We start from the raw sequence: 20096 nt of genomic DNA on the forward strand, positions 1-20096 counted from the left end.
ACCAGTGAGGCCAGCGCGGGCCTTTCGAGGTAGATCGGTCGCTGTCGTCCATTGCAGAACCTGATTCCCACAAGACGAAACAAGGTGCGCGAATGAATCGACTGGGCAAGTGCTTGAAGGTGTTCGAGAGTGCGATAGCGTCAGGTCTTATAGCAAGTTTATTCATGATGGCGGGGCAGGCAAGCGCGGCGGATCAGGGAGCGCCGGCCAAGCCCGACGTCGCCCGGGGGCAAGTCATTGCCGCACAGGTGTGCGCGGCCTGTCACGCGGCCGACGGCAACAGCACCGGCGGCGCCTATCCCAAGCTTGCCGGCCAGCACGCCGACTATCTCGTCAAGCAACTCAAGGACTTCAAACCGCAGCCCGGTGGCAAGCCAGCGGCGCGCGCGAACCCCATCATGGCGGGCTTTGCTGCCGCGCTGTCAGACCAGGATATGATCAACGTCGCAGCCTGGTTCGCCTCTCAGACACCCAAACCCGGCTACGCGCGCGACGCGAAGACCGTGCCGTTCGGCCAGTCGATCTGGCGTGGCGGTATCGCCGACAAGGGCGTGCCGGCCTGTGCGGCGTGCCACGGACCCACGGGCCAGGGCATTCCGATCCAGTATCCGCGCCTCTCGGGCCAGTGGTCGGAATATATCGTTGCACAGCTCAATGCTTTCCAGCAGGGCACGCGTAACAACAACGATCCGATGCGCACCATCGCGCACCGGCTCTCGGACGACGAGATCAAGGCCGTCGCCGATTACGCCGCCGGCCTGCATTGAGCGTAGCAGGCCTGCCGCGTGTTTGATCGAGCGGCCGGCCGGAAAACAAGAAAAGGGTGAGGACGTCGTCACGCTGACGGCGCGCCTGCACCCTTTTTTGCTGTAGCGCCTGATCGGCAAGAAGCCAGCAAGAGCGAAGAAGCGGAGTTTGAATGAGCGTCACCACGCAGGGTTTGCAGTTGAATGTTCGCCAGAAGGCGGTGAAAAGCGCCGTCGAACTAATCAGTTCGATGCGCTTCGCGATTGCGCTGCTCGTCGTGCTCGCCATTGCGAGCATCATCGGCACAGTGCTCACGCAGGACGACCCGTACCCGAACTACGTCAATCAGTTTGGCCCCTTCTGGGCCGACATCTTCCGCTCGCTGAGCCTCTACACGGTCTACAGCGCGTGGTGGTTCATGACGATCCTCGGCTTTCTCGTCGTGTCGGTCTCGCTGTGCGTGATCCGAAACGCGCCGAAGATGCTCGCGGACATGAAGAGCTGGAAGGACAAGGTCCGCGAAGGCAGCTTGCGCGCGTTCCATCACAAGGGCGAGTTTGCGGTGGAGGGCGGCACGCGCGAGCAAACGGCCGCCACGCTCGGCAAGCTGGCGGGGCGCTTGGGCTATCGGTTCGTGACGCGCGAGTCCGACGGCGCCACGCTCATCGCGGCCAAGCGCGGGGCGCTCACGAAGATCGGCTACATCTTCGCGCACCTCGCGATCGTGATCATCTGCCTCGGCGGCCTGCTGGACAGCAATCTGCCGATCAAATTCCAGATGTGGCTCTTCGACAAGACGCCCATCCGCAGCAACGCGGTCATTAACGACATTCCGCCTGAGCACCGGCTCTCGCAATCCAACCCGACCTTCCGTGGCTACGCCTGGGTGCCGGAGGGCCAGTTCGTTTCCACGGCCATCCTGAACCAGCCCGACGGCTCGTTGATCCAGGACCTGCCGTTCTCCATCCAGCTCAACAAGTTCATCGTCGATTACTACTCGACCGGCATGCCCAAGCTCTTTGCGAGCGACATCGTCGTGATCGACCACAAGACGGGTCAGCGCATTCCCGCGCGCATCGAGGTGAACGAGCCATTCGAGTACGACGGCGTGTCGATCTACCAGTCGAGCTTCCAGGACGGCGGCTCGCAGATGTCGATGACGGCGTGGCCCATGTCCGGCGCAGGCGCGAAGAGCTTCCCGTTCGGCGGCACGATCGGCAATTCGGCGCCGCTCGCGGTGCCCGCGGGCCAGACGGTGCCGGGCGTGGATGGGCAAACCATCGAATTCGCGGACTTCCGCGCGATCAACGTCGAAAACATCTCGAACGGCAGTGGCGCGAACGACGCGCGCGGCGTGGCGCACCGATCGCTCAAGGAAGCGTTCGACGAGCGTCTCGGGTCCGGTGCGAAGAGCTCGAAGCCGCTCGACCTGCATAACGTCGGCCCTTCGGTGCAGTACAAGGTGCGCGACAAGGACGGCCAGGCGCGCGAGTACAACAACTACATGCTGCCCGTGGACGTGGGCGGCGGTGACCGCATGTTCCTCGCCGGCATGCGCGAGAATCCCGACGATCCATTCCGCTACCTGCGCATTCCCGCCGACAGCGGCGGCACGCCGAAAGAGTGGATGATGCTGCGCGCGGCCTTCGAAGACCCCGCCTTGCGCGCGCAGGCGGCGAAGCGCTTCGCCGCACGCTCGGTCCCCGCTTCGAACCGCGAACTGCAACAGCATCTCGAAGACAGCGCCGAGCGTGTCTTGACACTCTTCGCGGGCGCGGACACACCGCAGGCAGGCGCCACGGCTGCTGCAGGCGCCGCTGGCGGCTTCCAGGCTGTGGCCGCATTCATCGACAAGTCGGTGCCCAAGGGTCAGCAGGAAAAGGCGGCGAGCCTTCTGCTGCGCATGCTGGAGGGTGCGACGTGGGACCTCTGGCAGCTCGCGCGCGAGCAGGCCGGCGAACCCGACCTGAAGCCCGACGTCGACGCCGCGCGCTTCGTACAAGACTCGATCAACGCGATATCCGACAGCTTCCTGTATGGATCTCCTGTCTATCTACAGCTCGATTCATTCAAGCAGGTGCAAGCTTCGGTATTTCAGTTGACGCGCGCGCCGGGCAAGAAAGTCGTGTATCTTGGCAGCCTGTTGCTCGTGCTCGGCATCTTCTCGATGTTCTACGTGCGTGAGCGGCGTCTGTGGTTCTGGTTGAAGGACCGGAAGGGCCAGGATGATCAGGACCACGGCGTCGACGTCATCATGGCGATGTCGACCGCCCGCCGTACCCTCGACTTCGAGAAGGAGTTCGCCCGTACCCGCGACGCGGTCGGCCGTGCGCTAGGCGCGGCGCCGCAAACCGGCACAGCGAACGACGCGGGCGACACGAACGGCAGCGGCACGGACCGTGCGCCCTGATCCACGCACGTGATTGCAGCCACTCACGATCCACACCGGTAAGCCCATGGACTTGTCTCAGGTTTCCTCCTCCGCGAAGGCCCGCCGCGCCGAACGTGCGCTGGTGGCAAATGCCGCCGTGGCGCACGGCGCCGCGAACGCCCATGATCCTCTCGCCGACGTCCTGTTCGACGAACGCCCCTTCCTGCGCCGCCTGACGTTGGTGGACTGGCTGTTCGCGCTGGCGCTCGTGGCGGGCGCGGGCTTCGCGCTCTCGCGCTATCACGCGCACATGAACTACTACGACAAGCTGGTGCTCTGCGGCACGACGCCGGCGCTCGTCGTGCTGGGCTGGCGCTGGAAGCCGGCGCGGCTGCTCATGGCAGGCATCGCGGTGCTCGCGCTTTTCGCGATCCAGCTCTACCAGGGCGACCTCGCGCGCGCCGACGCTGCCTTCTTCCTCAAGTATTTCCTCTCCAGCCAGTCGGCCATTCTGTGGATGAGCGCGCTGTTCGTGCTCGCCACGCTGTTCTACTGGATCGGCTTGCTCTCGCGCTCGCCCTCGGGCGGCTCGATCGGCTCGAAGCTCACGTGGGCGGCGGTACTCATGGGCTTCGTCGGCCTGATGGTGCGCTGGTACGAGTCCTACCTTATCGGCGCGGACGTCGGCCACATTCCCATCTCGAACCTCTACGAAGTGTTCGTGCTGTTCAGCCTCATCACCGCGCTCTTCTATCTGTATTACGAAAAGCACTACAACACGCGCGCGCTCGGCGCGTTCGTGCTGCTCGTGATCAGCGCAGCTGTGGGCTTCCTGATGTGGTACTCGATCTCGCGCGACGCGCAGCAGATCCAGCCGCTGGTGCCCGCACTGCAAAGCTGGTGGATGAAGATCCATGTGCCGGCGAACTTCATCGGCTACGGCAGCTTCGCGCTTTCGGCCATGGTGGGCGTGGCGTACATCATGAAGGAGCGCGGCGTGCTGGCGGACCGCCTGCCCGCGCTCGAGGTGCTCGACGACGTCATGTACAAGTCGATCGCCGTGGGTTTCGCGTTCTTCACCATCGCGACCATTCTCGGGGCGCTGTGGGCCGCACAGGCTTGGGGCGGCTACTGGAGCTGGGACCCGAAGGAAACCTGGGCGCTGATCGTGTGGCTGAACTACGCGGCCTGGCTGCATATGCGGCTCATGAAGGGCCTGCGTGGCGGCGTGGCGGCCTGGTGGGCGCTCACGGGCCTGCTCGTCACGACCTTCGCGTTCCTCGGCGTCAACATGTTCCTTTCGGGCCTGCACAGTTACGGCAAGCTGTAACCGAATCAGCCCGCAAGACGAACTAACCGTCGGATGCCTCGCGCTCCGACGGTTTTTTTTCGTCCGCCGGGAAGTTTTCTGCGAATTGCGCGTTTGCCCGCTTGAGGCCATCCAGTCCATCCATTTCGTACACAGCACGGCAGGACGGGGCGAGATACGATCAATGTGCTGGCGGCGCACGCCACGCAAGAAGCAGGAGCAGCGATATGTGGATCAAGCGGAGCAGCAGGATTTTGCTCAACGGCGGCGACATCCCCGCGAGTGAGATCACGCCGCAAAAGGTGTACGAACAGCGTCGACGCGTACTGAGGGCGGCGGGCGCGCTCGCGCTCGGCGGCATTGCGGGGCCGTTCGGCGCGGCGCAGGCGCTGGCCGAATACGCGCCCGGCGACCCCAAGGCGCAAAAGCTCGCCGCGCAAACGAACACGAAGTTCGTCGCACTCGACAAGATCACGCCCTACAAGGACATCACGACCTATAACAACTTCTATGAGTTCGGCACGGACAAGGGCGATCCGGCGCAAAACGCGCACACGCTGCGGCCGCGTCCGTGGAAGCTGAGCGTAGAGGGCGAGGTAAAGAACCCGAAGGTCTATGACATCGACGAGATTCTCAAGCTCGCGCCGCTCGAAGAGCGCGTGTACCGTCACCGCTGTGTGGAGGGCTGGTCAATTGTCGTGCCGTGGATCGGCGTTTCGCTGTCCGAACTGATCCGCCGCGCGCAGCCCACGGGCAACGCGCGTTACGTGCAGTTCATCACGCTCGCCGACCCCTCGCAAATGCCGGGTCTCGCCGAGCCGATCCTCGACTGGCCGTATTCCGAAGGCCTGCGCATGGACGAGGCGATGAATCCGCTCACGCTGCTCACGGTGGGCCTCTACGGCCAGGTGCTGCCGAACCAGAACGGCGCGCCGGTCCGTGTGATCGTGCCGTGGAAGTACGGCTTCAAGAGCGCGAAGTCGCTTGTGAAGATCCGCTTCGTCGCGAACGAGCCGCCCACGAGCTGGAACAAGTACGCGCCGAGCGAATACGGCTTTTATTCGAACGTGAACCCGAACGTTGATCACCCGCGCTGGAGCCAGGCCACGGAGCGGCGCATCGGCGAGGACGGCTTCTTCCAGCCCAAGCGCAAGACGCTCATGTACAACGGCTACGGCGACCTCGTGGCGTCGATGTATCAGGGCATGGATCTGCGCAAGAACTTCTGAGCAACGAGCTTGATGGAGCGAGAGATGGAATCGACGACGACACCACAGGCCACTGCGCGCGCGGGGGCGGTTCAGGCGCGTCCTGCGCGTAAGGCGGGGGTGCCGAGCGTGGCGGGACCGCGCTGGCTGCCTTGGGCGAAGGCGGCCGTGTTCGTCGCGGCGTTGTATCCGCTCGCACGCCTCGTGCTGTTCGGCTTCACGGATGGGCTCGGTGCGAATCCGATTGAGTTCATCACGCGTTCCACGGGGCTCTGGACGCTGGTGTTCCTCTGCATCACCCTTGCTGTCACGCCGCTGCGCCGCCTCACTCGCTGGAATACGCTGGTCCGCTTTCGACGCATGCTGGGCCTCTTCGCGTTTTTCTACGCGACGCTGCATTTCACGACCTACATCTGGTTCGACAAGTGGTTCGACGTCGCCGCGATGTTCAAGGACGTCGGCAAGCGGCCGTTCATCACGGTGGGTTTCGCGGCGTTCGTGCTGCTGATTCCGCTCGCTGTGACTTCCACACGCGCGATGGCGCGCCGGCTCGGGCGCCGCTGGCAGACGCTGCATCGGCTCATCTACGCAATCGGCGTGCTGGCGATCCTGCACTTCTGGTGGATGAAGGCGGGCAAACACGACCTCGTGCTGCCCAAGCTTTACGGCGCGATCATGTTCGCGCTGCTGGGCTGGCGCGTGGGTGCGTGGCTGCTTGCGCGATGGCGCGCCTCGCGCGCGGGTGCGGGTGCGGGCGCCGCGTAGGCGACACTCTTGCTCGGAGACAACAAAAAAGCGACGCTGTGGCGTCGCTTTTTTGCATGGGCGAGCGGAGGAAAAACTCAGTCCGGCAACACGCGTTCACTCGCGAACAACTGCGCCACGTTTTCGCGCTCGCGCGCGAGATGCACGCGCGTGCCGTCGACCATTACTTCAGCCGCGCGCGCACGCGTGTTGTAGTTCGAGCTCATCACGAAGCCGTATGCGCCCGCCGAGCGGATCGCGAGCACGTCGCCCGGTTCGATCGAGAGCGAGCGTGCGCGGCCCAGCCAGTCGCCGCTTTCGCACACCGGGCCGACCACGTCGTACGTCTGCGGCGCCGACTGGCGCGCAACGACTGGCTCCATCGCGTGATACGCGTCATACATGGCGGGGCGCGCGAGGTCGTTCATCGCGGCGTCGACGATCGCGAAGTTCTTTTCCGAGCCCGGCTTCAGGAATTCGACTGTGGTGAGCAGGATGCCCGCATTGCCCACGAGCGAGCGGCCCGGCTCGAAGTACACCTCGCGGGTCTTGCCCGTTTTCTCGCCATACGCCTCGATCCGGTCGAGCACCGTGCGCACGAATTCGCCGATGTCGGGCGGCGTTTCGTCGTCGTAGGTGATGCCGAGGCCGCCGCCCACGTCGATGTGGCGGATGCTCACGCCGTCGGCTTCGATCTGGTCGACGAGTTCGAGCAGCTTGTCGATGGCGTCGAGATACGGCGCGATCTCGGTGATCTGCGAGCCGATGTGGCAGTCGATGCCGACCACGTCCAGGTGCGCCATGGCTGCGGCGGCGCGGTAAGTCGCGCGCGCTTCCTCGAATGCCACGCCAAACTTGTTCGCCTTCAGGCCGGTGGAAATGTACGGATGCGTTTTCGGGTCGACGTCCGGGTTCACGCGCAGCGAAACCGGCGCTTTCCTGCCGAGCTTGCGCGCCACGTCGTTCAGGCGGTCGAGTTCGGGAATCGATTCGACGTTGAAGCACTTCACGCCTGCTTCGAGCGCTTCACGCATTTCGCCGGCGGTCTTGCCGACGCCCGAGAAGACCACGTCCTGCGCTTTGCCGCCTGCAGCGAGCACGCGGGCGAGTTCGCCCGCCGAAACGATGTCGAAGCCCGCGCCTTCGCGCGCGAACACGTTGAGCACGGCGAGGTTGCTGTTCGCTTTGACTGCGACGTGCACCTTGGCGCGGCGGCCGGCGCAGGCGTCGGCGTAAGCGTGCCACGCAGCGGTGAGCGCCGCGCGCGAGTACACATAGAGCGGCGTGCCGTACTGTGCGGCGAGATCGGCGGCCGAGACGCCTTCTACGAAGAGCGTGCCGTTATCGCGGTGAAAAGCGGACTGGGTCATGCGAGCGTTTTACTGGGTTGGCGTGGCGTCGGAAGCCGGTTGCGGGCTGCCGGTGGTCGCGGGTGTGGTGCTGAGTTCAGGGTCCGGGGACAACGAGAGCGGCGTGCCCGAGGTGTCCGGAATCGTGCCGACCGGTGCCGAAGCAGATTCGGGCGCGCTGGCAGGCGTCGCCGTGCCGGTTTCCGGCTGAGCGGTTTCGAAATTGGGCTTGGGCGGAAGCGGCGGCACGGTGGGCATGTAGAGCGCGCCGCGCTGGCCGCAACCTGCGAGCGCGACGGCGCTGATCGCAAAAGCCGCTAGAATCGCGCGGGGCGTCCATGCGCTGGGGGCCGCTGCGCGCGTCCAGGAAATGACACGCATAATTGTCCCTGAATGAATAACCGGTGGAGTTTAGCATGCCAGACAATGACTACCTGAGCCGCGCGGAGGCCGTGCTGGCGGCCGTGGAGCGGGCCGTAGACGAGGCCGAAGCGGACATCGAACTCGAACGCAGCGGCAACGTTCTGACGCTCGAATTCGAGAATCGTACGAAGATCATCGTGAATCTGCAGCCGCCAATGCGCGAGATCTGGATCGCGGCGAAGGCTGGCGGTTTCCACTATCGCTTCATCGACGGCGAGTGGCGCGACTCGCGCACAGGCACCGAATTTTTCTCGGCGCTCACGGCCTACGCGACGGAGCAGGCGGGCGAGCCGGTGCGTTTCGAGCCGTAAACGCGCAAGCACGAGCACGTAAAAAAATGACGGGCGCCAGTTGAAAAGCTGGCGCCCGTTTTTCATTGCCTCGGTTGCCGCGAGCTTCAGTGCCCGCGGAACAGATTCATGATGTCTTCCTTTTCCTTCGCGTTCACGTGCTCGGGCGTGGGCGCGGCACCCTCGGAGTCGGCGCCACCCGCGCCCGATGCGCCGCTCGCCGAAGCCTCGAGCGCCGCCTGACTGATGCCCACCGTCGAGACGAAGCCGTGTCCCGGCGTGGCGTCGGCGTAGTAGAGCTCGTCGCCGAGCGTGATGACGCCGTCCGGCATCGCCATCTTGTACTCGGGCACGCCGTTGAGCGCCTTCTGCATATAGTCGATCCACACCGGGAGCGCGAGGCCGCCGCCCGTTTCCTTGTCGCCGAGGCTTCGCGGGTTGTCGTAGCCGATCCACGCGATCGCGGCCAGCGTGTGCTGGAAGCCCGCGAACCACGCGTCGCGCGAGTCATTGGTCGTGCCGGTCTTGCCGCCCAGGTCGGTGCGCTTGAGGACGTTCGACTTCGCGCCCGTGCCGCGCTGCGCCACGCTCTGCAGGAGGCTGTTCATGATGTACGCGTTGCGCGGATCGATCGCGCGCGGCGCGTTCTGCTCAGCCACGAGCGGCTGCGCCTGGGCGACCACCATGCCGCGCTGGTCGGTGACCTCGGCGATCAGATACGGATTCACGCGATACCCGCCGTTGGCGAACACCGAGTAGCCGGCGGCCATCTGCAAGGGCGTGACGAGACCCGCGCCGAGCGCCATCGGCAGGTAGGCAGGATGCCGGTCGGCGTCGAAACCGAAATGCGTGATGTACTGCTGTGCGTACTTCGTGCCGATGTGGTTGAGGATGCGGATCGATACGAGGTTCTTCGACTTCATGAGCGCCGTGCGCATGCTCATGGGGCCGTCGAAACCGCCGCCGTAATTCTTCGGTTCCCACGGCTGACCGCCCGTTTCGGCGGCGCTGAAGAAGAGCGGCGCGTCGTTGATGACGGTCGCCGGCCCGAGCCCCTTGTCGAGCGACGCCGAGTAGATGAACGGCTTGAAGCTCGAACCCGGTTGGCGCCACGCCTGGGTGACGTGGTTGAACTTGTTCTTGTTGAAGTCGAAGCCGCCTACGAGCGCGCGGATCGCGCCGTCTTGCGGCACGATCGAGATGAATGCGCCTTCGATTTGCGGTAACTGCGTAATCGACCAGTCGCCTGCGTTGTTGCGCGCCGCGCGGATGATCGCGCCCGGCCGGATTTTCTGCGACGGCTGGGCTCGCGCGCTCAGCGCGAACTGCGCGAAGCGCAGCCCGTCGCCAGTAATGCTTGTGGTGTTGCCGTCCATGAACGTGGCCCGCACTTCCTTCGGGCTTGCCGCCGTCACGACTGCCGCAACGAGTTCGCCGTTGTCGGGGTGCTCGACGAGCGCGTCGTCGATGGCTTGTTCGCGCTCGTCGGCATCCGTGGGCAAGTCGATGAATGCCTCGGGCCCGCGATAGCCGTGGCGCCGCTCGTAGTCCATCAGCCCTTTGCGCAGCGCGCGATAGGCGACGTCCTGGTCGGCGGAGTCGATGGTCGTGACGACGTTCAGCCCGCGCGTGTACGCCTCCTCGTGGTACTGCGCGTACATCATCTGGCGCACCATTTCCGCGACGTACTCGGCGTGGACGCTGAATTCCTTGCCCGCGCCCTTGACGACGAGCGGTTGCTCCGCTGCCTCGTCGTATTGCTGCTGGGTGATGTAGTGCAGCTCGAGCATGCGCTGGAGGATGTACTCCTGGCGTACCTTCGCCCGCTTCGGATTGACGACGGGGTTATAGGCCGACGGCGCCTTGGGCAGTCCTGCCAGCATCGCGCATTCGGCGAGCGTGAGATCTTTCAGATCCTTTCCGAAGTACACGCGCGCGGCGCTCGCGAAGCCATACGCGCGCTGTCCCAGATAGATCTGGTTCATGTACACCTCGAGAATCTGATCCTTTGAGAGCTTCGACTCGATCTTGTAGGCGAGCAGCATCTCGTAAATCTTGCGCGTGTAGGTCTTTTCGCTCGAAAGGAAGAAGTTACGCGCCACCTGCATGGTGATCGTGCTGGCGCCCTGGGTCGCGTGGCCGTTAGTGAGCGCGACGAAGCCCGCGCGCGCGATGCCGGCGAGATCGACGCCGCCGTGATCGTAGAAGCGCGCGTCTTCGATGGCCAGAATGGCCTTCTTCAGGTTATCGGGCACGTCCTGGAAATGGACGACATCGCGCCGCTCCTCGCCGAATTCGCCGATCAATACGTGGTCGCGCGTGTAGATGCGCAGCGGCACCTTCGGACGATAGTCGGTGAGCGCCTCGAGCGACGGCAGGTTGGGCGTAGCGACGACGAGCGCGTAGCCGAGCACCAGCGCCGCGCACACGATGCCCGCGAAAATGAGGCCGCAAAAGGCGATCAGCAGCGTGGCCCACCACGGGCGCTTGCGCCGCCGGGGCGGCTCGGGCGGCGTGGAAGGCGGGACGGACGAAGGAAGCTGATCTTGCATACGAACACCAGAAAAACGGTCCCGCGATTATAGCCGCCGCTCGCCCGCGGGCTTTCGAGATGCTTACATCGACGGCGCAAGCGACCACGCAACCCGTTGTTTCTGTCGAGGCTGTTGCCGACGCTGTTGCTGATATTGGCACTGTAGACGCGCCCCTCGCGCGTGGATAGCGCTTACGTCGACCGTTGGCCGTTCGGCCGAGTATTCGTGCGTCGCCCCGATTCGCACAATCTCTCCATCGAAGCGCTGCGAACGGTTTGCGGCGCGCGGACGTACGGGAGGGATGCGATGGGTTTCGGAAATCCGGTGTTGTTGGGCGCGCGCCGCTTTGCCGCGGGCGTGGATCTGGGCGCGCGAGGCGTCACGCTGGTGGTGTTGAGCCAGCGCATCGTCGGGGCGGGGCCGGTGCGCATCGAATCGTTGGCGAGCGCGCCGCTCGCGCGCGACGCGATGGCGGGCGCGGAGATCGTCGACCGGGCGGCCATCGTCGCGGCGCTTCGCAGCGTGTTTGGCGAGTTGCCGCGCGCCAGCGCCGCGGCGTCGCTGTGTTGTGCCATGGCGATGCCCACGAGCGCGACGCTCATCGCGACCGTGCCGCTCGCGCGTCTTGCACCTGCGGGCGCGATGGACGAGTCCGGCATTCACGCGGCGCTTGAGCCGCTCGTGCTGGCGGAGGCGGAACGTGTGGCGGGCATGGAGCGCGGTGAGCTGGCGGTCGACTGGAGCGTGCTGCCGTCCACGCCACGCAGCCACGAAGCGCAGGTGATGATCGCGGCGACGGCGCGCCAGCATCTCGAAGCGCGCATCGAATGCGCGGCGATGGCAGGCGTCACGCTGTGCGCCGTGGACGACGAGGCGCACGCCGCATTACGCGCCATGCGGCACGCGGCGGCGTACGAGTTGCCGCCGCACGAACCTTGGGTGGCGATCTGGGTCGGCCCGGAAGGCGTGCACGGCTGGTTTCTCGTCGACGACTCGGTCATCCGGCACATGCGCTTTCCCGCGCTCGAACACGCCGATCTCGTCGAGGCGCTGCGCGACCTCGTCGACGGTGAGCAGGCCGGCTGCGTGCAGGTCTCGGGCGAGCTTGCCATGTTGCGCGGCGTGAACTTCACGCTGGCCGACATTGGCGACGCGCTGGGCGCGCCGGTGCTGCCCTTCGAATGCGGACCGCTAGCCGATATCGAGTGGCCGCTCGCGGCAACGCTGTTGCACGACCCGGCTTGCGCGGTGGCGTTCGGACTCGCGTTGCGCGGGGTGGCGGAATGACGCTCGCGCGCGCCGTGCGCGTGTCTCCGCGCCAAGCCATCGGCGGATTCAATCTGCTGCCGTGGCGGCAGCGCGCCATCCGCAGGCTGCGTCGTCGGCGCCTGCTCGAATGGGGCGTCGCGGCGCTTGGCGGGTGCGTGTGTGCGCTTGGCGTCGTGCTTTGGCAGCGCGTCGAATGCCGCGCGCTCGAGGCTCGGCGCGAGGCGCTCGAACGGCCGCTGGCGCAGTGGCGCGCACCGCTCGCCGAGGCCCAGCGCCTTGCGCGCGAAAGCGAAGCGCGGCGCGTTGGCGATCAACACGCCCGGCAGTACGCGCGGGCTACGACGCGCTTTTTCGCCCTCGCAGACGCGTTGGCGAGCGACGTGCCGCCTGGCGTCGGCTTGCAGCAGCTCGCGCAGTCCGCCGATGAGACCGATTTGCAGGCGAGCGCGGCGGACGAATCTGCAGCGGCGGCATGGCTCAGCCGGCTACGCTCGCTGCCCGGTGTAGAGGCCGTGAGCGTGCGCGAGCTCAAACGCGGCAGGCCCGCTGGTGCTGCACGCGACACCGCTTCCGACAGCGAGCCGATTCGCGTGGCCGCGCATCTCGTCTGGCAAGGCGCGAGCGCCGTGGCGCGGGCCGGCGCTCCGCGAGCGCGCGAGGCGGCGCGAGCATCGAGCGGCGCCGCGGCGAAGGAGGCGACATGAGCACGATGTCTGTGCACGGGGGACAGGAGCACGGGCGTGTTTCGGCTCAGGCGGGCGCGGGCAACACGTTGCGTGGATGGTCGCCGCTTCATGCGTGGAACGCGCGTCGCCGACTGGCTGTCGCGCTGGCGATTGCAGTGCTCGCCTGCGCCACGGCGAGCGGCGCTTGCATCGTCGGGGATCCGCTAGGCATGCATGCAGCGCGCACCGCGCTGGAAGATGCTCAAAAGCGGTACGGCGACGCCCGGCAAGTCCTGGCGGGCCTACCTGCGCTGCGCGCAGCCGCAGCGCAGGTACCTTCGGCCGCTCCCAGTGCTGGCAATTCCGCCGACGACATTCGCCACATCTCGCAACTCGCCGCTCAATCGGGCCTCGTGCTGCATGCGCTCGAGCCAGGCGCCACGGGCGGCGCGCAAACCGAGGCGTTCCGGTCGATCAAGCTGGTGGCACAAGGCAGCTTCGCGCAACTGCGCGGACTGCTCGAAGGGCTGGCGCGCGAGCCGGTACTCACGACGCCATCCGAGCTGGCCATCGCGCGCACGGGAACTGGGTTGTCGGTCTTGGCGACGTTGCGTGTGTACGATGCGCTTCCTGCTGTGCCGCTGGCGGTGGCGTCTTCTGAAGCGGCGTCACCCGCAGCGGCGGCTCGCGATCCCTTCGCCCACGGGGCGGCGGCTGGGAGGGCGGAAGACGGCTGGCGCCTGGCCGGCATCCTCCAGGATCGGCAGCGCATCGTCGCGCTCATGGAAACACCCGAAGGCGTTGTGACTGCGCGGGCGGGCGAGGCGATCGGCGACGCTCGCGTTCTGGAAATCGGCCCGGCGCGGGTCGTCGTCGCGGCAGGCGGGACGACGCGCGCGCTCGGCTGGGCGGAGGCAGTGAAATGAGCGCGCTCAAGTGGGGCGTTCGTGTCCTCGGCGCCTTGATGGTGAGCGTTGCCGAGTGTGCTGCATGGGCCGCGGTGCCGTTGCCGCAACCCGTATGGGCGCGTTCGCCGGTGGCGCTCGCGCGCTACGAAGCGCCGCCGCTACCCGACGGGGCGGTCGAGCCCGCAGCAACACAGTGGATCGCCAATCCGTTCACGGGAGGCGCTGATGCTCCTGCGCCCGAAGCCACGTCCGAAGACGGCTCGCCAACAAACGCGGACGGCGCCCCGGGCGTGACGCCGTCTGTCGCCCAACCTTCGCGCGAACCCGCTAACGACGCGCCAGCGGCCGCGCCGCTTGAGGGCCCGCCCGTACCCATGCGCGCGCCGCTGCGCCTTGGCGACGCCGCGGCGGCAAACGACGGATTGCCGCCTGACCGGCCGATCACGCTCAATTTCCAGCGCGCCGAGCTCACCGCCGTTCTGCACGCGTTCGCCCAGTTCACGAAGCTCAATATCGTCGCGAGCGAACGTGTGCGAGGCCAGGTGACGCTGCGTCTCGACCGTGTGTCGTGGCGCACCGCGTTCGACCTGCTGCTGGAGGCAAACGGCCTTGCGATGTCGCGCATCGGCGACGTGATCTGGGTCGCGCCCGCCGCGGAGGTGGCAGCCCGCGAGCGGCAGCGTTACGAGGCGCACGCCCGGGCAGCGGAGCTGGAGCCGCTCGCAAGCCGCTCGTTCGAGTTGCATTACGCGCGCGCCGAGGATTTGCGCCGGTTCCTGACGGGCTCGGGCACACAGCGCGCACTGTCGAAGCGCGGCACGGCGGTGGCGGACGCGCGCACGAACCTCCTGTTCGTCACCGACCTGCCGGCGAGACTCGACCAGATCGGCGAGTTGGTGCGGCGGCTCGATGCGCCGGCGCGCCAGGTGTTGATCGAAGCGCGCATCGTCGAGGGCGACGAGGGGCTCTCACGCGAGCTGGGCGTGCGTCTTGGCGTGACGGCGGTGAGTGTGGACGGCACGACGGCCCGCGGCCTGACCACGGGAGCGGACGGCACGGTCTACGACCTCGCGGCAGGCCCGATGTCCGGCTTCGAGGCCGCAGGCCTCGGCCTCACACTGCTGGCCGCGCACGCCACGCGTCTGCTCGACATCCAGTTGAGTGCTCTTGAAGCCGAAGGGCGCGGGCGTGTGGTGTCGAGTCCGCGCGTTGTCACCGCCGACCGCACGAAGGCCGTCGTCGAGCAGGGCACGGAGCTGCCATATCAGGCCAAGGTCGGGCAGGGCGTATCGGGTGTGCAGTTTCGGCGCGCAAGCCTGAAACTTGAAGTCGAGCCGCAGATCACACCCGATGGCCACGTGATTCTCGACCTCGACGTGGCAAAGGACAGTGTCGGCGAGCAAACGGCCGCCGGGCCTGCGATCAACACCAAACACGTGCAGACACGCGTGGAAATCGAGGACGGCGGCACGGTCTCGATCGGCGGTATTGACGCGACGGATGACCGCGATGATGTGACGCGGGTGCCACTCCTGGGCAAAATACCGGTTCTGGGCGCGCTTTTTTCGCATCGCGCGCACCGGGATCAGCGCAGTGAGCTGGTGGTGTTCATCACGCCGCGTATCGTGGAGTCGAATTGACCCTCATTCGTCGGGCGAACCAGTCGCAACTGCGCAGGCAAGCGCTTGCAGGGCCGGAACGCCGGGGACGCAGGCTCGACAACGCCGCCGCTTTGCCAGTAAGCTGCGGCACCAACCTTTCGTAGGAAACGCTGCAAGTGCGGGACGCAAACGCCAATGTATTTTTCGTAGGGCTCATGGGCGCCGGTAAGACGACCGTGGGCCGGGCGGTCGCGCGCCGGTTGGAGCGTCCGTTCTTCGACTCCGATCACGAGGTCGAGGCGCGCACGGGCGCGCGCATTCCGGTGATCTTCGAGCTCGAAGGCGAAGCTGGCTTTCGCGACCGCGAGGCCCAGATGATCGAAGAGCTCACGGGCCGCGAAAACATCGTCCTCGCCACGGGCGGCGGCGCAGTGCTGCGGCCCGAGAATCGCGAGGCGCTCAAGGCGCGTGGCTTCGTCGTGTATTTGCGCGCGCATCCGCACGATCTGTGGCTGCGCACGCGGCGCGACAAGAACCGCCCGCTCCTGCAAACCGAAGACCCAAAGGCGCGGCTCGAAGCGCTTTACGAAGTGCGCGACCCGCTTTATCGCGAAGTTGCGGACTTCGTGATCGAAACCGGCCGGCCCTCCGTCAACGGACTCGTCAACATGGTGCTGATGCAGCTCGACATGGCCGGCATCGCACGGGCCACGGCGCGCGAGTAGGGCGCAGGGCGCGCAGTGAGTCGCGCAGTATCTCGTAGGCCACGCAACGCATCGGAAACCCACAAGATTCAGAGCATGATTACCGTCAACGTCGAACTGGGCGACCGCGCCTACCCCATCCATATCGGCTCCGGACTGATCGGTCAGACGGCGCTCTTCGCGCCCCATATCGCCGGCAAGTCGGTGACGATCGTGACGAACACCGTCGTCGACCCGCTGTACGGCGAGACGCTGCGCGCCGCGCTCGCGCCGCTCGGCAAAGACGTCAACACGGTGGTGCTGCCCGACGGCGAGGCGCACAAGAACTGGGAAACGCTCAACGAGATTTTCGACGCGCTACTCACCTCGCGCGCCGACCGCAAGACCACGCTCATCGCGCTGGGCGGCGGCGTGACAGGTGACATGACGGGCTTCGCGGCCGCCTGCTACATGCGCGGCGTGCCGTTCATCCAGGTGCCGACCACGTTGCTTTCGCAGGTTGACTCGTCGGTGGGCGGCAAAACGGGCATCAATCATCCGCTCGGCAAGAACATGATCGGCGCGTTCTACCAGCCGCAAGCCGTCATCGCCGATATCGGCGCGCTTGCCACCCTGCCGGAGCGCGAACTGGCGGCGGGCATCGCCGAAGTCATCAAGACCGGCGCGATCGCCGACGCCGAATTCTTCGACTGGATCGAAGCCAACGTCGAGGCGCTCAACCGCTGCGAGCCGCAAGCGCTCGCGCACGCGGTCAAGCGCTCGTGCGAGATCAAGGCCTCCGTCGTGGCCGCCGACGAGCGCGAAGGCGGCCTGCGCGCCATTCTCAACTTCGGCCACACGTTCGGCCATGCGATCGAGGCCGGGCTCGGCTACGGCGAGTGGCTGCATGGCGAGGCGGTGGGCTGCGGCATGGTGATGGCGGCGGATCTCTCGGTGCGCATGGGCATGCTGGACGAAGTGTCGCGCGCGCGCCTCGTGCGCGTGGTCGAGGCCGCGAAGCTGCCGGTACGCGCGCCCGCGCTCGGCGCCCACCGCTACGTCGAACTGATGCAAGTCGACAAGAAGGCCGAGGGCGGGGCGATCAAGTTCATCCTGCTCAAGCGCTTTGGCGAGACCCAGATCGGCCGCGCGCCCGACGAAGCCGTGCAGGCCACGCTCGCCGCCGCGACGCAGAGCTGACGCGCCGCCGGCGATAACCCCTTGCGGAGGAACGGTGAGCGACACCCGCAGCGATAACCGTAGTGATCCCCGTAGTGATCCTGGTAGTGATCTGCCTTCTCGGACCGCCGACGCCAGTGCCGCGCTAGTCGCCTCGTTCGAGGCGGGCCTCGCGCCTTACGCGGCGCACGCCTCGCACTCCCGCGGGCGACGTTATCCCGAGCCGCCACCTGCCGCGCGCAGCGAATTCCAGCGCGACCGCGATCGCATTGTCCATTCCACGGCGTTTCGCCGCCTCGAATACAAAACTCAGGTCTTCGTGAACCACGAGGGCGATCTCTTTCGCACGCGGCTCACGCACAGCCTGGAAGTCGCGCAGATCGCACGCTCGGTCGCCCGCAACCTGCGCGTGAACGAGGATCTGGTCGAGGCGATTTCGCTCGCGCACGACCTTGGCCATACGCCGTTCGGCCATGCGGGCCAGGACGCGCTCAACGAGTGCATGCGCGATCACGGCGGCTTCGAACACAATCTGCAAAGCCTCGCGGTCGTGGACGAGCTCGAAGAGCACTACGGCGCGTTCGACGGGCTGAACCTGTGCTTCGAGACGCGCGAAGGGATTCTCAAGCACTGCTCGCGCGAGCATGCGCGTCGGCTTGGCGATCTGGGCGAGCGTTTTCTGCTCGGCCGGCAGCCATCTATCGAAGCGCAGATCGCCAACATCGCCGACGAGATCGCCTACAACAACCACGACGTCGACGACGGCTTGCGTTCGGGCCTGCTCACCATCGAGCAACTCGCCGAGGTCGAACTCTGGCAGACGCACTACGACGCCGCGCGCGCCGAATATCCGCAGATCGAGGGCCGCCGGCTGATTCACGAGACGGTGCGGCGCATCATCAACACGCTGATCGTCGATCTGATTGGGCAGACGCGGCGCAATCTTGCCGAATGCGCGCCGCAGTCGCTCGACGACGTGCGCGCGGCACCTCCGCTCGTCGCGCACAGCGAGCGCGTGGCCGCGCAGGCGGCCGCGCTCAAGCGCTTCCTCTACCGCAACCTGTACCGCCACTATCGTGTGATGCGCATGGCCAACAAGGCGCGGCGCGTGGTGAGGGGCTTGTTCGATGCATTCAGCGAAGACTCGCGCCTGTTGCCGCCCCCGTACCAGACGCAGGACGCTGCCGTGCAACCGCGGCTGATCGCGCATTACATCGCGGGCATGACTGACCGCTATGCCCTGAAGGAGTACCGCCGTCTCTTCGTCGTCGCCGACGACGTTTGAGCGCGCGACGTCTCCTGACTCACTGCCCCTGCCGATTTCGGGAGCCCATTTGATCAAGTCCTGGCCGTATCCGCGCGTTGCCGCGCACCGAGGGGGCGGCACGCTCGCGCCCGAGAACACGCTGGCGGGTCTGCGCACCGGCGCGAGCCTCGGCCATAAGTTTGTCGAGTTCGACGCCAAGCTGTCTGCCGACAATGTCGCTTTCCTGCTACACGACGACACGGTCAACCGCACGTCGAACGGTCACGGCGCGGCGGCTTCCATGCACTATGCGGAGCTTGCCGCACTGGACGCGGGCAGCTGGCGGGACGCGCGTTTTGCCGGCGAGCCGATGCCAACGCTCGCGCAAGTCGCCGCGTGTTGTCGTGAACTGGGCCTCGCGGCAAACGTCGAAATCAAGCCCTGCGCGGGCCGCGACGTGGAGACAGGTCGCATCGTCGGCGCCGAAACGGCGCGTCTATGGATGCAAGCGGGGAAAGAAGCGCAGGCGGGCATGCCGCCTTTGCTCTCGTCGTTCTCTTATGCGGCTCTCGAGGCGGCACGCTTGAGCGCGCCGGACCTGCCGCGCGGCCTGCTGTTCGAGCGTGTGCCCGCAGACTGGCGCGAGCAGACCGTGGCGCTCGACTGTGTGTCGCTTCACGCGAGCCATCGCCATCTGGACGAGGCGCTCGTCGAGCGCATCAAGTCGGCGGGGCTCTTCATCCTCGCCTATACGGTGAACGACCTCGACCGCGCGCGCCAGCTCGTGAGCTGGGGCGTCGATACGGTCTGCACAGACCGCATCGACCTGATCGGGCCGCGCGCGCTCGACGCCTGAGGTTCAGCCGGGCGGCCGACGCCCGGACCCTCGTTCAGCGGGCGCGCGCGAGCAGCGCGCCCACCACCAGCGCCACGCCGCCGACGATCGCTACGGCCTGCCACGGGTTGCGGTGCACGTAGTCGTCCGCGCCGGCAATGGCCGCGTCGGTATGTTCGCGCGCGACAGCGCGCGCCACTTCGAGCCGCTCGCGGGCGGCGTCGAGACGTTTGCGGATGTCGGCACGCAGCGCGGCGGCATCGGCCTGGGTTCCTTCGCCCAGCGTGTTCTCCAGCTCGGCTAGCAGATCACGCAACTCATCGGTGATATCGGCGGCGGCACTGCGGCCGCGGCGCGCGATGCGCCGCGCGTGGCGGCCCGTGCGCGTCCAGGAATCTCCGAGGGCTTCTCGCGTGTTCGGAAAGGCGCTCATGTATGGCTCCGTCGTTGAAAAGTCACAGGTAAAAGGCTCGCCGCGGCGCGCACAAAAAAGGGCGCGGGAGGGCGAGAACCGGAGTGCAAGTATTGCGCAATTCCGGTGCCCGAGACTTGAACGAGCGCAGCGAGTTGGGCGCAAACGCCCGCCAGGCGGGGCTTCGCTCTCTGGTGACAAAACAGGTGATTACGGGGACAGCACGCTTTTTCGCAGAGGCATAGAATCAGGATAAGCCCATGCAAAGGCGGGGAAAATTCGATGGAGACGCTAAGGCGGGAAGGGAACGGCTGGGCGGAAAA

Annotated in this window: 18 protein-coding genes; 14 read left to right on the forward strand and 4 right to left on the reverse strand. The window is 66.3% G+C overall.

Annotated features, from left to right (window positions below; all coding sequences use genetic code 11):
* Positions 1–92 precede the first annotated feature (92 nt).
* The 5 genes from JMY28_RS31885 (at position 93) to msrQ (ending at position 6400) form a co-directional block, all read left to right on the forward strand.
* Positions 93–767, forward strand: coding sequence for a c-type cytochrome (locus JMY28_RS31885; protein WP_201699878.1), 675 nt, complete (start codon positions 93–95; stop codon positions 765–767).
* Positions 768–919: 152 nt separating this feature from the next.
* Complete coding sequence (locus JMY28_RS31890; RefSeq protein ID WP_201699879.1) at positions 920–3157, forward strand: cytochrome c biogenesis protein ResB; 2238 nt, start codon at positions 920–922, stop codon at positions 3155–3157.
* A 46-nt stretch (positions 3158–3203) separates the two neighbouring features.
* Complete coding sequence (ccsB, locus tag JMY28_RS31895) at positions 3204–4448, forward strand: c-type cytochrome biogenesis protein CcsB (protein ID WP_201699880.1); 1245 nt, start codon at positions 3204–3206, stop codon at positions 4446–4448.
* A gap of 206 nt (positions 4449–4654) precedes the next feature.
* Positions 4655–5656: a protein-methionine-sulfoxide reductase catalytic subunit MsrP gene (gene msrP / locus JMY28_RS31900; protein ID WP_201699881.1), complete on the forward strand. Its 1002-nt coding sequence runs from the start codon at positions 4655–4657 to the stop codon at positions 5654–5656.
* 12 nt (positions 5657–5668) lie between these two features.
* Entirely contained in the window at positions 5669–6400 is a 732-nt protein-coding gene (gene msrQ, locus JMY28_RS31905) for a protein-methionine-sulfoxide reductase heme-binding subunit MsrQ (protein ID WP_201699882.1), read from the forward strand.
* A gap of 77 nt (positions 6401–6477) precedes the next feature.
* On the opposite strand, the gene lysA is transcribed toward msrQ, so the two are convergent.
* Both lysA and lptM read right to left on the reverse strand, forming a co-directional pair.
* Positions 6478–7749, reverse strand: coding sequence for a diaminopimelate decarboxylase (gene lysA / locus JMY28_RS31910; protein WP_201699883.1), 1272 nt, complete (start codon positions 7747–7749; stop codon positions 6478–6480).
* Between the two features lie 9 nt (positions 7750–7758).
* On the reverse strand, positions 7759–8109 hold the full coding sequence (lptM, locus tag JMY28_RS31915; protein WP_201699884.1) for an LPS translocon maturation chaperone LptM: 351 nt from the start codon (positions 8107–8109) through the stop codon (positions 7759–7761).
* A gap of 35 nt (positions 8110–8144) precedes the next feature.
* Here lptM and cyaY point away from each other — a divergent pair, with 35 nt between their 5' ends.
* Positions 8145–8462 (forward strand): iron donor protein CyaY, encoded by a 318-nt coding sequence (gene cyaY, locus JMY28_RS31920; protein WP_201699885.1) that lies wholly within the window; start codon positions 8145–8147, stop codon positions 8460–8462.
* 86 nt (positions 8463–8548) lie between these two features.
* On the opposite strand, the gene JMY28_RS31925 is transcribed toward cyaY, so the two are convergent.
* Positions 8549–10993 (reverse strand): penicillin-binding protein 1A, encoded by a 2445-nt coding sequence (locus JMY28_RS31925; protein ID WP_201699886.1) that lies wholly within the window; start codon positions 10991–10993, stop codon positions 8549–8551.
* 288 nt (positions 10994–11281) lie between these two features.
* On the opposite strand from JMY28_RS31925, the gene pilM reads away from it, so the two are divergent.
* From pilM to ugpQ, 8 genes are all read left to right on the forward strand, one after another.
* Entirely contained in the window at positions 11282–12262 is a 981-nt protein-coding gene (gene pilM / locus JMY28_RS31930; protein ID WP_201699887.1) for a type IV pilus biogenesis protein PilM, read from the forward strand.
* Positions 12259–12948, forward strand: a complete 690-nt coding sequence (locus JMY28_RS31935) for a PilN domain-containing protein (protein ID WP_201699888.1) — start codon at positions 12259–12261, stop codon at positions 12946–12948. Before pilM ends, JMY28_RS31935 begins: the two co-directional genes overlap by 4 nt.
* Positions 12945–13835, forward strand: coding sequence for a hypothetical protein (locus JMY28_RS31940; protein ID WP_201699889.1), 891 nt, complete (start codon positions 12945–12947; stop codon positions 13833–13835). Before JMY28_RS31935 ends, JMY28_RS31940 begins: the two co-directional genes overlap by 4 nt.
* A complete protein-coding gene (gene pilQ / locus JMY28_RS31945) occupies positions 13832–15457 on the forward strand; it encodes a type IV pilus secretin PilQ (protein WP_201699890.1) in 1626 nt (541 codons plus the stop codon). The genes JMY28_RS31940 and pilQ overlap by 4 nt, the downstream gene beginning before the upstream one ends.
* Positions 15458–15588: 131 nt before the next feature.
* On the forward strand, positions 15589–16143 hold the full coding sequence (gene aroK, locus JMY28_RS31950; RefSeq protein WP_201699969.1) for a shikimate kinase AroK: 555 nt from the start codon (positions 15589–15591) through the stop codon (positions 16141–16143).
* 75 nt (positions 16144–16218) lie between these two features.
* A complete protein-coding gene (gene aroB / locus JMY28_RS31955; RefSeq protein WP_201699891.1) occupies positions 16219–17301 on the forward strand; it encodes a 3-dehydroquinate synthase in 1083 nt (360 codons plus the stop codon).
* 91 nt (positions 17302–17392) lie between these two features.
* Entirely contained in the window at positions 17393–18565 is a 1173-nt protein-coding gene (locus JMY28_RS31960; RefSeq protein WP_236597138.1) for a deoxyguanosinetriphosphate triphosphohydrolase, read from the forward strand.
* A gap of 52 nt (positions 18566–18617) precedes the next feature.
* The gene (ugpQ, locus tag JMY28_RS31965) at positions 18618–19382 is read left to right on the forward strand and encodes a glycerophosphodiester phosphodiesterase (protein WP_201699970.1); all 765 of its coding nucleotides are present in this window, start codon (positions 18618–18620) and stop codon (positions 19380–19382) included.
* A 34-nt stretch (positions 19383–19416) separates the two neighbouring features.
* Here ugpQ and JMY28_RS39395 read toward each other — a convergent pair whose 3' ends face one another.
* Positions 19417–19794 (reverse strand): DUF883 family protein, encoded by a 378-nt coding sequence (locus JMY28_RS39395; protein WP_201699893.1) that lies wholly within the window; start codon positions 19792–19794, stop codon positions 19417–19419.
* Between the last annotated feature and the right edge of the window lie 302 nt (positions 19795–20096).

It is taken from the genome of Paraburkholderia hiiakae (genome assembly GCF_904848665.1).
GTDB lineage: Bacteria > Pseudomonadota > Gammaproteobacteria > Burkholderiales > Burkholderiaceae > Paraburkholderia > Paraburkholderia hiiakae.

Bases quoted from the DNA above. Each gene is read 5' to 3' on its own strand.
- JMY28_RS31885 (WP_201699878.1), top strand. From the start codon at position 93: ATGAATCGACTGGGCAAGTGCTTGAAGGTGTTCGAGAGTGCGATAGCG.
- JMY28_RS31890 (WP_201699879.1), top strand. From the start codon at position 920: ATGAGCGTCACCACGCAGGGTTTGCAGTTGAATGTTCGCCAGAAGGCG.
- ccsB (WP_201699880.1), top strand. From the start codon at position 3,204: ATGGACTTGTCTCAGGTTTCCTCCTCCGCGAAGGCCCGCCGCGCCGAA.
- msrP (WP_201699881.1), top strand. From the start codon at position 4,655: ATGTGGATCAAGCGGAGCAGCAGGATTTTGCTCAACGGCGGCGACATC.
- msrQ (WP_201699882.1), top strand. From the start codon at position 5,669: ATGGAGCGAGAGATGGAATCGACGACGACACCACAGGCCACTGCGCGC.
- lysA (WP_201699883.1), bottom strand. From the start codon at position 7,749: ATGACCCAGTCCGCTTTTCACCGCGATAACGGCACGCTCTTCGTAGAA.
- lptM (WP_201699884.1), bottom strand. From the start codon at position 8,109: ATGCGTGTCATTTCCTGGACGCGCGCAGCGGCCCCCAGCGCATGGACG.
- cyaY (WP_201699885.1), top strand. From the start codon at position 8,145: ATGCCAGACAATGACTACCTGAGCCGCGCGGAGGCCGTGCTGGCGGCC.
- JMY28_RS31925 (WP_201699886.1), bottom strand. From the start codon at position 10,993: ATGCAAGATCAGCTTCCTTCGTCCGTCCCGCCTTCCACGCCGCCCGAG.
- pilM (WP_201699887.1), top strand. From the start codon at position 11,282: ATGGGTTTCGGAAATCCGGTGTTGTTGGGCGCGCGCCGCTTTGCCGCG.
- JMY28_RS31935 (WP_201699888.1), top strand. From the start codon at position 12,259: ATGACGCTCGCGCGCGCCGTGCGCGTGTCTCCGCGCCAAGCCATCGGC.
- JMY28_RS31940 (WP_201699889.1), top strand. From the start codon at position 12,945: ATGAGCACGATGTCTGTGCACGGGGGACAGGAGCACGGGCGTGTTTCG.
- pilQ (WP_201699890.1), top strand. From the start codon at position 13,832: ATGAGCGCGCTCAAGTGGGGCGTTCGTGTCCTCGGCGCCTTGATGGTG.
- aroB (WP_201699891.1), top strand. From the start codon at position 16,219: ATGATTACCGTCAACGTCGAACTGGGCGACCGCGCCTACCCCATCCAT.
- JMY28_RS39395 (WP_201699893.1), bottom strand. From the start codon at position 19,794: ATGAGCGCCTTTCCGAACACGCGAGAAGCCCTCGGAGATTCCTGGACG.